Below are 13,586 nucleotides of genomic sequence, written 5' to 3' on the forward strand. Positions count from 1 at the left end.
GTTCAGAAGCGCGAAGTCAGGAGCGCGCGCTTCACTTCCTGGATCGCCTGCGTCACCTGGATGCCACGCGGGCACGCGTCGGTGCAGTTGAAGGTCGTGCGGCAGCGCCACACGCCCTCCTTGTCGTTCAGGATCTCGAGGCGCTGCGCGCCACCGTCGTCGCGGGTGTCGAAGATGAACCGGTGGGCGTTGACGATGGCGGCCGGGCCGAAGTACTGGCCGTCGTTCCAGAACACCGGGCAGCTCGTGGTGCAGGCGGCGCACAGGATGCACTTGGTCGTGTCGTCGAACCGGTCGCGGTCGGCCTGGCTCTGGATGCGCTCGCGCGTGGGCTCGTTGCCTTCGGTGATCAGGAACGGCATCACCTCGCGGTAGGCGTCGAAGAACGGCTCCATGTCGACGATGAGGTCCTTCTCGACGGGAAGGCCCTTGATCGGCTCGACGGTGATCGGCTTGTCGGGGTTGACGTCCTTGATCAGCGTCTTGCAGGCGAGCCGGTTCTTGCCGTTGATCCGCATGGCGTCGGAGCCGCAGACACCGTGGGCGCAGGACCTGCGGAACGACAGCGAGCCGTCCTGGTCCCACTTGATCTGGTGCAGCGCGTCGAGGATGCGGTCGGTGGCGTGCGAGGTGACCTGGTAGGTCTCCCAGTGCGGCTCGCTGTCGGTCTCGGGGTTGTAGCGCGAGATCTTCAGGGTGACCGTGAAGGATGGGACGGCGCCGGACTTGGGGGCGTCCTTGCCGGTCGTGCCTGCGGAGGTCGTCTCGGTCGTGGTGGCGGTCATCAGTACTTGCGCTCCATCGGCTGGTAGCGGGTGACGGTCACGGGCTTGTAGTCGAGGCGGACCTCGTCCGCGAACTTCGGGCCCTGCTCGTCGTCGGCGACGGGCGCGCGGTAGGCCATGGTGTGCCGCATGAAGTTCACGTCGTCGCGGGCTTCGTAGTCCTCGCGGAAGTGACCGCCGCGGGACTCCTTGCGGGCCAGCGCCCCGAGGGTGATGACCTCGGCCAGCTCGATGAGGAAGCCGAGCTCGACGGCCTCGAGGAGGTCGGTGTTGTAGCGCTTGCCCTTGTCCTGGACGACGACGTGGGCGTAGCGCTCCTTGAGCTCGTCGATGACGCCGAGAGCCTCCTTCATGGATGCCTCGGTGCGGAACACCTGGACGTTGCGGTCCATGGTCTCCTGCAGGGCCCGGCGCAGGTCGGCCACGCGCTCTCCGCTGTCGCGGGTGCGGATGCCCTCGACCATCGCCTCGACGAAGGTCGAGGGGTTGGCCGGCAGGTCGACGTACGGCGCGTTCGCGGCATACTCCGCGGCGGCGATGCCGGCCCGGCGCCCGAAGACGTTGATGTCGAGCAGGCTGTTGGTGCCGAGGCGGTTGGAGCCGTGCACGGAGACGCAGGCGACCTCGCCGGCGGCGAAGAGGCCGGGGACGACGTCGGTGTTGTTGCGCAGCACCTCGGTCTCGACGTTGGTCGGGACGCCACCCATGGCGTAGTGCGCGGTCGGATAGACCGGGACCGGCTCGGTGTAGGGCTCGACGCCGAGATAGGTGCGGGCGAACTCGGTGATGTCGGGGAGCTTGGCGTCGATGTGGGCCGGCTCGAGGTGGGTCAGGTCGAGCAGGACGTAGTCCTTGTTGGGACCTGCGCCGCGCCCTTCGCGGACCTCGTTGGCCATGGAACGGGCGACGATGTCGCGGGGCGCGAGGTCCTTGATGGTGGGGGCGTATCGCTCCATGAACCGCTCGCCGTCGGCGTTGCGGAGGATGCCGCCCTCACCACGCGCCGCCTCGGACAGCAGGATGCCCAGGCCGGCCAGGCCTGTCGGGTGGAACTGGAAGAACTCCATGTCCTCCAACGGGATGCCGCGCCGGAAGGCGACACCCATGCCGTCACCGGTCAGGGTGTGCGCGTTGGAGGTGGTCTTGAAGACCTTGCCGGTGCCGCCGGTGGCGAAGACGACCGACTTGGCCTGGAAGACGTGCAGCTCGCCGGTGGCGAGCTCGTAGGCCACGACCCCGGCGGTGTGCTGCACGCCGTCCGCTCCGGTGTTCATGAGCAGGTCCAGGACGTAGAACTCGTTGTAGAACTCGACGCCCTGCTTGACGCAGTTCTGGTAGAGCGTCTGGAGGATCATGTGGCCCGTGCGGTCCGCCGCGAAGCAGGACCGGCGGACGGCGGCCTCACCGTGGTTGCGCGTGTGCCCACCGAACCGGCGCTGGTCGATCTTGCCCTCGGGCGTGCGGTTGAACGGCAGCCCCATCTTCTCGAGGTCGATGACCGCGTCGATGGCCTCGCGGCACATGATCTCGGCCGCGTCCTGGTCGACGAGGTAGTCACCGCCCTTGACGGTGTCGAAGGTGTGCCACTCCCAGTTGTCCTCCTCGACGTTGGCGAGGGCGGCGCACATGCCACCCTGCGCCGCGCCGGTGTGGGACCGGGTCGGGTAGAGCTTGGTCAGCACCGCGGTGCGGGTGCGGGTGCTCGACTCGAGCGCGGCACGCATGCCCGCGCCGCCGGCCCCGACGATGACGACGTCGTACTTGTGCGTCTGCATCAGTGCTGTTTCCTTCGCGTTCCTGGGTCGACCGTGGTCATCGTGCGCACACGGAGAGGGTGGAGGAGGGGTCGAGGCACGGGTCGAAGGTGAAGATGACCAGCGTGCCGAGCACCATGACGAGCAGTGCGCTCGCCACCAGCAGACCCTTGAGGATCCACCTGGTGCGGTCCTTCTCGGTGTAGTCGTTGATGATCGTCCGGACCCCGTTGAACCCGTGCAGCTCCGCAAGCCACAACATCAACAGGTCCCACGTCTGCCAGAACGGGCTGCTCCACTTGCCGGCGACGAACGCGAAGTCGATGCCGTGGATGCCCTCGCCCAGCATGAGGTTGACGAACAGGTGACCGAACACGAGGACGAGCAGCAGGATCCCGCTGCCCCGCATGAAGACCCACGACCAGAGCTCGAAGTTGCCGCGGCCCTTGGAGACCCGGCGGTAGCGGGACTTCTTGGCAGAGACGGCGTCGGGGCCGGCGTGGTAGTTGGTCTCGGTGGTGGCGCTCATGAGTTCCGCCCGCCTCTCAGTGCGTGAACACGACGGTCAGGTGCCGGATCGCGAAGGGCGCGAACAACACGACGAAACCAATGGCAACGGCCCAGAAGAGCTGTCGCTGGTACTTCGGGCCCTTGGCCCAGAAGTCGACGGCGATGATGCGCAGGCCGTTGAGCGCGTGGAAGATCACGGCGGCGACCAGCCCGGCCTCCGCCAGCCCGACGACGGGGTTCTTGTAAGCACCCATCACCTCGTTGTAGGCCTCGGGGGAGACTCTCACCAGCGCCGTGTCGAGCACGTGCGCGAACAGGAAGAGGAAGATCAGTACGCCGCTGATGCGGTGGGCCACCCACGACCACATGCCTTCACGGCCGCGGTAGAGGGTCCCGTTGGCTGCCTGCGCCACTGCGCGTCCCTTTCGAAGCAGATGTCACGGCAGTCGTCGGCGAGCGTCGAGGGCCGTAGTTCGCCCGTCAGGTTATCGGCCCGGCCGCCGGGACCGTGAACGGCCTGCCTGTGAGAAACCAGACAGGCCCGGTTACCCGCTGGTATGCCGCGTGGTCGCGGCGCGACTCAGCCGGCGAGGGACCGGGCGCGCTGGGCCGAGGTGTAGTGGGTGAGCAGCTGGTCGGTCAGCGACGCCCAGCTCCGGGGGGTCACCCGCAGCCGACCGGCCTCACCCATCGCCACCCGCTTGGCCCGGTCGCCAGCCAGGTGCGCGACCGCGTCGCGCAGTGCGTCGGGGTGGTCCGGGTCGAAGAGGAGCCCGGTCCGCGAGTGGTCCACGAGGTCGAGGGGGCCGCCCCGAGCCGGGGCGATGACGGGCAGCCCCGTCGCCGCGGCCTCCTGCAGGGTCTGCCCGAAGGTCTCCCGGGTGCCGGTGTGCACGAAGAGGTCGAACGCGGCATACGCCCTCGCGAGGTCGTCGCCCTCGCGTCGGCCGAGGAAGACCGCGTCGACGCCGGCAGCGGTGAGGGCCGCGGCGTCGTCGTGGCGGGTGGGCCCCTCGCCCACGATCACCACGCGCAGCCCCGGGAGGCCCGCGAGGGCCGCCAGTCGGGTGAGCTCCTTCTCGGGGGCCAGCCGTCCGACGTAGCCCACGAGCACCTGCCCCTCCGGGGCGAGGGAGCGGCGCAGTGCGCGGGTGCCCGCGTCCGCGCGCCACCCGGGATGGAACAGGGCGGCGTCCACTCCCCGGGCCCACAGAGCCGTGCGGGGTATGCCGTGCGCCTGCAGCTCGGCGAGGGTCGCCGACGAGGGGGCCAGAGTCAGGTCGGCCATCTCGTGCATCCTGCGGATCCAGCGCCAGGCCGCCCGGGCGGCGCCGCGTCCCACCGCCCCCGGGCCGTGCTGGCGGATGTAGCTGGGCATGTCGGTCTGGTAGACCGCCACGGTCGGCAGCCCGAGCCGTGCCGCGGCCGACAGCGCACTCGCGCCCAGCACGAACGGCGAGGCCACGTGGACGACGTCCGGCGCGAAGTCGGCCAGCGCCGCCTCGACCTCGCCGCCCATCGGCAGCCCGACAGGGAACTGACGAACGGGCACGGACGCGAGGCCGTGGACGGCATACCCGGCGTAGTGGGTCGGGGCCGGACGGGGGGCGAGGATGAGCGCCTCGTGGCCACGGTCGCGCAGGCACTCGGCAACGCGGCAGATGCTGGTCGTGACCCCGTTTAGGTAGGGCAGGAACGACTCGGTGACGATGGCTACGCGCACACGACCAGCGTCGGCAACCCCGGTGAGGTGACGGCCACGGCTGGGGGTGTGTCGGGTGAGCGGCAGGTGACGGGCTGGTGCGTGGGCTAGCGTTCCGGCCATGTCATCGGCGGCGACGAGTCAGGCTGCACCAGTGAACGACCGCTTCTGGGCGGTGATCCCCGCCGGGGGCGCCGGGACGAGGCTGTGGCCCCTGTCGCGCGCCGGGTCGCCCAAGTTCCTGCACGACCTCACCGGCTCGGGACGCTCCCTGCTGCAGGCGACCTGGGACCGGCTCACCCCGCTGACAGGCTCGCGGGTGCTGGTCGTCACCGGTGCCTCGCACCGGGCGGCCGTGGCGGAGCAGCTGCCCGACCTGCCCCCGGACCAGCTGTTGGCCGAACCAGCGCCGCGGGACTCCATGGCCGCGATCGGGTGGGCGGCGGCAGTGCTCGAGGCGCGTGACCCCGAGGCGGTGCTGGGTTCGTTCGCGGCGGACCACGTGATCGCGGACGAGGAGGACTTCCGGGCCTGTGTCGCCGAAGCCGTTCGCGTGGCGGAGCAGGGTTTCGTCGTCACGATCGGCATCGAACCCACCCATCCCGCAACGGGATTCGGCTACATCGAGATGGGCTCCCTGCTCGGCGAGGGACCGGCCACGGCGGTCAGCCAGTTCGTCGAGAAGCCCGACCGGGCGCGGGCCGAGGAGTACCTCGCTACGGGTCGGTTCCGGTGGAACGCCGGGATGTTCGTCGTGAAGGCGACCGTGCTGCTGGACCTGCTGGCGCAGTGGCACCCCGAGCTCGCGGCGGGAGCCCGGGCGCTCGCGGCCGACCCGGGTCGGCTGGACGAGCTGTGGCCGGGGCTCGAGAAGATCGCGATCGACCACGCCGTCGCCGAACCCGCTGCTGCCGAGGGCAGGGTCGCGATGGTGCCGGGCGGGTTCGGCTGGGACGACGTGGGCGACTTCAGCTCCCTGGGCTCCTTGCTGACCGACGCCGCCGGTATGCCGGGGACGCGCGTCCTCGGCGATGCGTCCGACGTGCGCGTGGTCGACTCGACCGGCATCGTCGTGCCCGGAACCGGCCGGGTCGTGGCGCTGGTGGGCCTCGAGGACGTCGTGGTGGTCGATACCCCGGACGCGCTGCTCGTGATGTCCCGTGAACGCGCCCAGGACGTCAAGGCGGTCGTCGACGCCCTGCGGTCCGAGGGGCGCACCGACCTCCTCTGACCCTGGGTTCAGGTTGCGAGGTCGCGGCGGCGGAACTGCGTGAAGCCGATGGTTGCGACCACGAGCGCCACCACGACCAGGGCGACCAGACCAGCGGCGTTGACGTCGCCGCCCGGCAGGCTGCCGAGGTGGTCGAACGGCGAGATCGCCAGCATCCAGCTCGGCAGGCGCAGCAGCGCCCCGAGCTCGCCCAGCAGCACGAACACCGCGAGCACTCCCCAGGCGAAGGTCGACCACCGGGGCAGCAGTCCGAACAGCAGGACAGTCAGGGCCACGCAGACCAGCACCGCGGGTGCCGTCGCGAGGGCAGCCGGCAGCAGCTGCCCCACTCCGGTGCTGCTGACGGCACCGGCAGTGAGCCCAGCGGCCGTTCCGACCACGGCGAGCAGCCACACCGAGCCCAACGCGGCGATGAGGGTGTGGCTGCCGACCCACTGCCACCTGCTCACCGGGGTGGCGAGCAGGACCTCGGCGCGCCCCGCGCTCTCCTCGGACCGCAGGCGCAGGGCCGTCGCGATGCCGTAGCCGGCTACCCCGATCGCGAGGAACCGCAGCTCGGTCCCGAAGAACACGTCGACCAGGGAGCCCTGCCCTCCGCTCATCTTCCGCAGCATCTCCTCGATGCCCGGGCTGCTCGCGATCTGGTCCACGGACCTGGCGATGTTGCCCACGGCCAGGCCCACGACGACATACCCGATGCTCCATCCGAGCAGTGCGCCACGCTGGAGCCGCCACGCGAGGCCGAGCGGGGTGCTCAGCGCCGCGGAGGCACGAGTCGGCCCCGGTCGCGCGGCCCACAGGCCCGAGCCGAGGTCGCGGCGGTGCAGGAGGACGTCGGCGACGACGAGGAGGGCGGCCGTCGCGACGACGGCCGGCAGGAGCAGCCACCAGCGGTTCGCGCCGAACGGGCTGACCTTCTCGGCCCAGCCCAGGAACGACAGCCAGACGAGGTGCTGGCCCCCGCCCTGGGTGGTGTCCGCCAGCGCACGGACGAGGAAGGCCAGGCCCAGCGCCCCGACCGCGATGCCACCGGCGCCGCGGGTGGTCGAGGTGAGCTGGACTGCGATGGCGGTGATGCCGGTCATCACGAGTCCGGCGACGACCTCGACGACGCCGAGCGCCAGCGCGCCGGTCAGGTCGACACCGGTCGCGACCAGGCTCAGTGCGGAGAGCAGCCCGGTCGCGAGCACGGTCATCGTCGCGAGGCCGACGGCGGCGGCGAGCGGGGCCCGGCGGCCCACGACGCCGGCAGCGACGAGCTCGAACCGGCCGTCCTCCTCCTCGCTGCGGGTGTGCCGTCGCACGATCGCGAACGCGAGGAACGCCGTGAAGAGGCTGCCCATCATCACCGTCTTGAGCACGCCGATCCCGGCGGCGGTCGCGGAGGGCAGCGGCCCGTAGAGCGCGGTCAGCGACGGGTTGTCGACCATCACCGCAGCGCCCGAGGCGGCCTCGGCGTCGGTGGGATAGAGGTCGAGGGTGGCCGCCATCGACCCGTACGCCGTCGCCACCAGGGCGAGGACGCTGGCCACCACGATCCAGCGGTCACGACGCCACGCCAGCCGCAGGAGTGGTCCGGTGCCGACGAGGGACGTCATGCCGACACCTCCTCCTCCCGAGCGGCCTGGGCGGCGCGGCCGTTCGGGACATCGTGGTCGTGCCGACCGTCGCCGACCGTGTCGCGGTACTGCGAGAGGAAGAGCTCCTCGAGGGTCGGCGGCTGGCAGGTCAGCGCCTGGATGCCGTGGGGTGCCAGTCGCTGGAGCACGTCGCCGACGGCGCTGGTCTCGACCGACAACAGCAGGCGGTCACGGTCCTGTCGGGCGGCGTCGACACCGGGCCAGCGCGAGGCCTCGGTCTGGGCGACGGGCCTGGCGAGCGTCGCCGTCATGCTCGTGCGCGTGAGGTGTCGCAGGTCGGCGAGGGTGCCGGAGTCGACGATCCGCCCGGCCCGGACGATGCTGACCCGGTCGGCTGCCGTCTCGACCTCGGACAGGATGTGGCTGGAGAGCAGGACCGTGCGGCCCTCCGCTCGCACCTGGGTGAGGTGGTCCTGGAAGACCTTCTCCATCAACGGGTCGAGCCCCGAGGTGGGTTCGTCGAGGACCAGCAGGGGGACGTCGGAGGCCAGCGCGGCCACGAGCGCGACCTTCTGCCTGTTGCCCTTGGAGTAGGAGCGACCCTTCTTGGTGGGGTCGAGCTCGAACGCCTCGAGCAGCTTGTCGCGTTTGCCCTCGTCGATCCCGCCGCGCAGCCGACCGAGCAGGTCGATGACCTCGCCGCCGGTCAGGTTGGGCCACAGGACGACGTCGCCGGGCACGTAGGCCAGCTGTCGGTGCAGCTCGGTGGCGTGCTTCCACGGGTCTTGTCCCAGCAGGGTCACGGTGCCGCCGTCGGACCGGAGCAGGCCGAGCAGGACCCGGATGGTGGTGGACTTCCCGGCTCCGTTGGGGCCGAGGAAGCCGTGGACCTCGCCCTCGTGGACCGTCAGGTCGAGGCCGTCGAGGGCGGTCGTGGCGCCGAACTTCTTGATGAGGCCGGTTGCCTCGATGACATGTGCCATGGCTCCGACGATACACGGTTTTCAGAAAACTCTGAATGATCTAAACTCTCTTCATGGCTTCCACTCCCGCCGCCGACCCGTCGCGCTTCGTCGAGCGCTTCGGCTCTGCCCTGACCGCGGCGGGGATGCAGCGACTGCCGTCACGGGTCTTCGCCGCCCTGCTGGCCGACGACGACGGCCGGATGACGGCCGCCGAGCTCGGGGAGGTGCTCGCGGTCAGCCCCGCGTCGGTGTCGGGTGCGGTGCGCTCGCTCCAGCAGATGCGGATGATCCACCGGGAGCGCGAGCAGGGCAGTCGTCGTGACGTCTACGTCGTCGCCGACGACGCCTGGCACGACGTGATGATGAACTCGGCCAACATCTACGCCCCGCTGACCCAGTCCCTCCGCGAGGGCGTCGACCAGGTGGGTGGGCGGGGGACGACCGCGGGGGACCGCCTGGCGCTCAGCGTGGCGTTCCTCGAGTTCGTGACCGAGGAGATGCACCAGCTCTCCCAGAGATGGGACAAGCGCCGCGCCGAGCTCGGCTACTGACCCAGTCCCAGCTTTATCGGGTCTAGGGACTTAGGGCGGCTTCGCCCGGGAACCGTTTCGGGGTGAAGCCGACGTTTCTCCCTAGACCCGATAAAGGGGAGACAGGGTGACCGAGCCCACGGTGAGGTGGGCCACGAGTGGTGACCACACGGCATACCGGCTCACTATCGTGGGCGGCATGGCCGCCGATGTCCCCGAGGACCGCTTGCAGACCCGCTCCGAGTCCGACCTGCCGATCAAGGCCGTGTATGCCGCGGACGACCTCGAGGGCTTCGACCCGGAGACCCAGCTCGGTGAGCCGGGGCAGTTCCCCTACACCCGCGGCGTCTACCCGAACATGTACACGGGGCGGCCGTGGACGATGCGGCAGTACGCCGGGTTCGGGACCGCCAAGGAGTCCAACGAGCGCTACCACGAGCTGGTGGCCAACGGCACGGGCGGGCTGTCCGTCGCGTTCGACCTGCCGACGCAGATGGGTTACGACTCCGACGAGGCGATCGCGCACGGCGAGGTCGGCAAGGTCGGTGTCGCGATCGACTCGATCGACGACATGCGGACGCTGTTCGGTGGGCTGCCGCTGGGTGACCTGTCGACGTCGATGACGATCAACGCCCCGGCCGCCACGCTCCTGCTCATGTACCAGCTGGTCGCCGAGGAGAACGGCGCCGACGCGGCCCGGCTGGCCGGGACGATCCAGAACGACGTGCTCAAGGAGTACATCGCGCGCGGCACGTACATCTACCCGCCGAAGGAGTCGCTGCGACTGATCAGCGACATCTTCGCCTACTGCCACAAGGAACTTCCGCGCTGGAACACCATCTCCATCAGCGGTTACCACATGGCCGAGGCGGGGGCGACGCCAGCGCAGGAGATCGCCTTCACCCTGGCCAACGCCAAGGAGTACGTCCGCGCCGCGCAGGCTGCCGGGCTCGACGTCGACGACTTCGCTCCACGGCTGTCGTTCTTCTTCGTGGCGCGGACCACCCTGCTCGAGGAGGTCGCCAAGTTCCGGGCGGCCCGCCGGATCTGGGCGCGGATCATGCGTGACGAGTTCGGCGCCCAGAACCCGAAGAGCCAGATGCTGCGGTTCCACACCCAGACCGCCGGGGTGCAGCTGACCGCGCAGCAGCCCGAGGTCAACCTCGTCCGCGTCGCCCTCCAGGGCCTCGGCGCGGTGTTCGGTGGCACCCAGTCGCTGCATACCAACTCGTTCGACGAGGCGATCGCCCTCCCGACCCAGAAGGCCGCCCGCCTCGCCCTGCGCACCCAGCAGGTCATCGCCTACGAGACCGACGTGACCAAGACCGTCGACCCGTTCGCCGGCTCCTACGTGGTCGAGTCGATGACCGACGACGTCGAGGCTGCCGCCCTCGACCTCATCCAGGCCGTCGAGGACAAGGGGGGAGCCGTCGCCGCGATCGAGCAGGGCTTCCAGAAGTCCGAGATCGAGCGGTCGGCCTACCGCATCGCGCTCGAGATCGACAGCAAGGAACGCACCGTCGTCGGCCTCAACCGGTTCGCCCTCGACGAGGAGGAGCCGTACGAGCCGCTCCGTGTCGACCCCCAGATCGAGCACGACCAGCGCGAGCGCCTCGCCGCCCTCCGGGCCGAGCGCGACAACGACGCCGTCGAGGCCGCCCTCGAGGCAGTCCGCGAGGCGGCCCGCGGCACCGACAACCTGCTCTACCCGATGCGCGAGGCCCTGCGGCTGCGCGCGACCGGCGGCGAGGTCAGCCACGCCCTGCGCGACGTGTGGGGCCTCTACGTCCCTCGCGAGACCTTCTGAGGGCCAGGGACGCCTCGTTCACCGATCGTGGCACGCGGCCGGGGTAGGGCCGGTCCGCGGGTAGAGTCACCGCTGACATGAGCGACAACCAGCTGCTGGCCGACCTGTGCACCACCATCGACGCCCTCGCCCCCGATCTCCTCGCCCTGCAGCACGACCTGCACGCGCACCCGGAGCTGTCCCGCGGCGAGACGCGCACGACCGCCAAGGTCGCCGAACGCCTCGAGGCCGCAGGGGTCGCTGTGCGCCGCCTGCCCGTCAGCGGGCTGATCGCCGATCTCGGAGCCGAACAGCCGGCATACCGCGTGGCGCTGCGCGCCGACCTCGACGCTCTGCCTGTGGGGGAGCGCACGGGCCTGCCGTGGGCCTCGACCACCGAGGGCATCTGCCACGCCTGCGGTCACGACGTCCACGTCGCCGGGATGCTCGGTGCCGGGCTGGCGCTCAAGGCCCACGAGGAAGCCCTGCGCGAGCGGGGCATCGGGGTCCGCCTGCTCTTCCAGCCCGCCGAGGAGGTCATCCCCGGCGGTGCCGTCGACCTGCTGGCCGAGGGTGCCCTCGACGACGTCGACGCGATCTTCGCCGTCCACTGTGACCCCAGCCTGGACGTCGGTACGGTGGGCCTGCGTGACGGTGCGATCACCGCAGCAGCTGACCGCGTGACCGTGCACCTCGCGGGGCGGGGTGGCCACACGTCGCGGCCCCACCTCACCGAGGACCTCACCTTCGCGCTGGCCAAGGTGGTTACCGAGCTGCCGGCCGTCCTGTCCCGCCGGCTCGACCCGCGGACGGCGTTCGCGCTGGTGTGGGGCGAGGTGCATGCCGGCCAGGCCGCCAACGTGATCCCGTCCAGCGGCACGATCGCCGGCACCCTGCGGATGCTCGACGCCGACGCGTGGACCACCATCGGCCCCCTCCTCGCCGAGGCGGTGGAGCACATCGTCGCCCCGTATGCCGTGACGGCAGTACTCGAGCACGTCCAGGGAGTGCCTCCGGTGGTCAACGACGCGGAGGCCATCGAGGTCTTCCGGGCCGCGGCCGAGGGTGCGGGCCTGACGGCCCTGGGAACGCAGCAGTCGCTCGGTGGCGAGGACTTCGCGTGGTACCTGCGGAAGGTTCCAGGTGCCATGGCGCGGTTGGGAACGCGCACGCCGGGCGGGCACACCTACGACCTCCACCAGGGCGACCTCGTGGTCGACGACGACTCGGTCGTCCAGGGCGCCCGGGTGCTCGCCGGCGTGGTGGTGGCCGGCGTTGTCAAGACGCCGGTCGGAGCGCCGCAGCCCGGTTGAGGGACAGTCGCGGATCGGTAACGGTTTGTGTCCCAAGTGCCTCAAGGCCGAGTTACCCAGCAGTTCGTCGGGCTATCCTCACGCCCTAGTGGCGCAGCACAGCGCCTCGTGCAATCAAAGAACAGGAGACAGCCTTGCGTCACACGATGAAGGTTGCCGCGGTGATGTCGGTGGCAGCACTGACCCTCGCCGCATGTGGTGACTCGGGCGACAACGCCGGGGGCAGCGGTTCCAGCTCCAGCTCGAGCTCGAGCAAGAAGAGCGACGTCAAGGTCGGCATGGCCTACGACGTCGGCGGTCGCGGTGACCAGTCGTTCAACGACGCCGCTGCGGCAGGCCTGGACAAGGCCAAGACCGAGCTCGGGGTGGACACCAAGGAAGCCGCCGCGGTCAACGGTGAGAACGAAGCCGCCCGTGAGGAGCGCCTCCAGCAGCTGGCTGACGCCGGCTACACCCACATCGTCGCGGTGGGCTTCGCCTACGCCAAGTCGGTCGGCAAGGCTGCCAAGGCCAACCCGGACGTGCACTTCGCGATCGTCGACGACGCGTCGGACGACTCGAAGGGCCCGAACGTCGACCAGATCACGTTCGCCGAGAACGAGGGCTCGTTCCTCGTCGGTGCGGCGGCCGCTCTGAAGTCCAAGACGGGCCACATCGGCTTCGTCGGTGGCGTCAACGTCGGGCTGATCAAGAAGTTCGAGGCTGGCTACATCGCCGGGGCGAAGGCCGTCAACCCGGCCATCAAGATCGACTCCCAGTACCTCACCCAGCCGCCGGACTTCGGCGGCTTCAATGACCCGGCCAAGGGCAAGACTGCTGCTGACGGCATGTTCCAGAAGGGCGCCGACGTGGTCTACCACGCCGCTGGCGGCTCCGGTGGTGGCGTCTTCACGGCCGCCAAGGCTGCCGGCAAGCTGGCCATCGGTGTCGACTCCGACCAGGCCCTGACCGCTCCGGCGGACGTGCGCTCGGTCATCATGACGTCGATGATCAAGAAGGTCGACGTCGCGGTCTACGACTTCATCAAGTCGGCGGCCGACGGCAAGGAGAAGACCGGCAACAACATCTACGACCTCAAGGCTGGCGGTGTGGACTACTCCACGACCGGCGGTCAGGTCGACGACATCAAGACCAAGCTGGACGACTACAAGCAGCAGATCATCGACAAGAAGATCACGGTTCCCGAAAAGCCCTGATCGACACCTCTTTTGTCGAGCATGTGGGCAACACACGGCCCGGGCGGCGCGGTAGCGTCTGACCCGGGCCGTGTGCTTGCCTGAACGACCCAGCACGCGGCGCCTCGACCCTTGCCGCAGGTGCCGAATCGCGCCACCCGCCCGCGACGCCGCGGGCCCGGACCACGGAGTGTGAACCATCACTGCCTCCCCACCGCTGACGCAGACCACGACCGAGGGTGGTGTCCCAGCCGT

At 70.1% G+C, this 13,586-nt stretch carries 12 protein-coding genes; 5 read left to right on the forward strand and 7 right to left on the reverse strand.

What is annotated here, in order from left to right:
- Nucleotides 1–2: 2 nt before the first annotated feature.
- The 5 genes from AC1DWP_RS12920 to AC1DWP_RS12940 all read right to left on the reverse strand — a co-directional run bounded on the left by AC1DWP_RS12920 (nucleotide 3) and on the right by AC1DWP_RS12940 (nucleotide 4,772).
- Nucleotides 3–785: a succinate dehydrogenase iron-sulfur subunit gene (locus tag AC1DWP_RS12920; protein WP_477614877.1), complete on the reverse strand. Its 783-nt coding sequence runs from the start codon at nucleotides 783–785 to the stop codon at nucleotides 3–5.
- A complete protein-coding gene (gene sdhA, locus AC1DWP_RS12925; protein ID WP_477614878.1) occupies nucleotides 785–2,560 on the reverse strand; it encodes a succinate dehydrogenase flavoprotein subunit in 1,776 nt (591 codons plus the stop codon). The genes AC1DWP_RS12920 and sdhA overlap by 1 nt, the downstream gene beginning before the upstream one ends.
- 37 nt (nucleotides 2,561–2,597) lie before the next feature.
- Nucleotides 2,598–3,068 carry a succinate dehydrogenase hydrophobic membrane anchor subunit gene (locus AC1DWP_RS12930; RefSeq protein WP_477614879.1) on the reverse strand — a complete coding sequence of 157 codons (471 nt, stop codon included), beginning with the start codon at nucleotides 3,066–3,068 and terminating at the stop codon, nucleotides 2,598–2,600.
- Between the two features lie 16 nt (nucleotides 3,069–3,084).
- Nucleotides 3,085–3,462 (reverse strand): succinate dehydrogenase, cytochrome b556 subunit, encoded by a 378-nt coding sequence (gene sdhC / locus AC1DWP_RS12935; protein WP_477614880.1) that lies wholly within the window; start codon nucleotides 3,460–3,462, stop codon nucleotides 3,085–3,087.
- Nucleotides 3,463–3,629: 167 nt separating this feature from the next.
- On the reverse strand, nucleotides 3,630–4,772 hold the full coding sequence (locus tag AC1DWP_RS12940) for a glycosyltransferase family 4 protein (RefSeq protein WP_477614881.1): 1,143 nt from the start codon (nucleotides 4,770–4,772) through the stop codon (nucleotides 3,630–3,632).
- Between the two features lie 100 nt (nucleotides 4,773–4,872).
- Here AC1DWP_RS12940 and AC1DWP_RS12945 point away from each other — a divergent pair, with 100 nt between their 5' ends.
- Entirely contained in the window at nucleotides 4,873–5,982 is a 1,110-nt protein-coding gene (locus AC1DWP_RS12945) for a mannose-1-phosphate guanylyltransferase (protein WP_477614882.1), read from the forward strand.
- Between the two features lie 8 nt (nucleotides 5,983–5,990).
- On the opposite strand, the gene AC1DWP_RS12950 is transcribed toward AC1DWP_RS12945, so the two are convergent.
- Nucleotides 5,991–7,580 (reverse strand): ABC transporter permease, encoded by a 1,590-nt coding sequence (locus AC1DWP_RS12950; protein WP_477614883.1) that lies wholly within the window; start codon nucleotides 7,578–7,580, stop codon nucleotides 5,991–5,993.
- Entirely contained in the window at nucleotides 7,577–8,545 is a 969-nt protein-coding gene (locus AC1DWP_RS12955; protein ID WP_477614884.1) for an ABC transporter ATP-binding protein, read from the reverse strand. Before AC1DWP_RS12955 ends, AC1DWP_RS12950 begins: the two co-directional genes overlap by 4 nt.
- A gap of 53 nt (nucleotides 8,546–8,598) precedes the next feature.
- Between AC1DWP_RS12955 and AC1DWP_RS12960 the strand changes: the two genes are divergently transcribed.
- The 4 genes from AC1DWP_RS12960 (at nucleotide 8,599) to AC1DWP_RS12975 (ending at nucleotide 13,352) form a co-directional block, all read left to right on the forward strand.
- A complete protein-coding gene (locus AC1DWP_RS12960; RefSeq protein ID WP_477614885.1) occupies nucleotides 8,599–9,078 on the forward strand; it encodes a GbsR/MarR family transcriptional regulator in 480 nt (159 codons plus the stop codon).
- Between the two features lie 106 nt (nucleotides 9,079–9,184).
- Nucleotides 9,185–10,864: an acyl-CoA mutase large subunit family protein gene (locus AC1DWP_RS12965; protein ID WP_477614886.1), complete on the forward strand. Its 1,680-nt coding sequence runs from the start codon at nucleotides 9,185–9,187 to the stop codon at nucleotides 10,862–10,864.
- Nucleotides 10,865–10,941: 77 nt separating this feature from the next.
- On the forward strand, nucleotides 10,942–12,156 hold the full coding sequence (locus AC1DWP_RS12970) for an amidohydrolase (protein ID WP_477614887.1): 1,215 nt from the start codon (nucleotides 10,942–10,944) through the stop codon (nucleotides 12,154–12,156).
- 146 nt (nucleotides 12,157–12,302) lie between these two features.
- On the forward strand, nucleotides 12,303–13,352 hold the full coding sequence (locus tag AC1DWP_RS12975) for a BMP family lipoprotein (RefSeq protein ID WP_477614888.1): 1,050 nt from the start codon (nucleotides 12,303–12,305) through the stop codon (nucleotides 13,350–13,352).
- Nucleotides 13,353–13,586 lie beyond the last annotated feature (234 nt).

The sequence above is a fragment of the Pedococcus sp. P2_F6 genome (genome assembly GCF_056403675.1).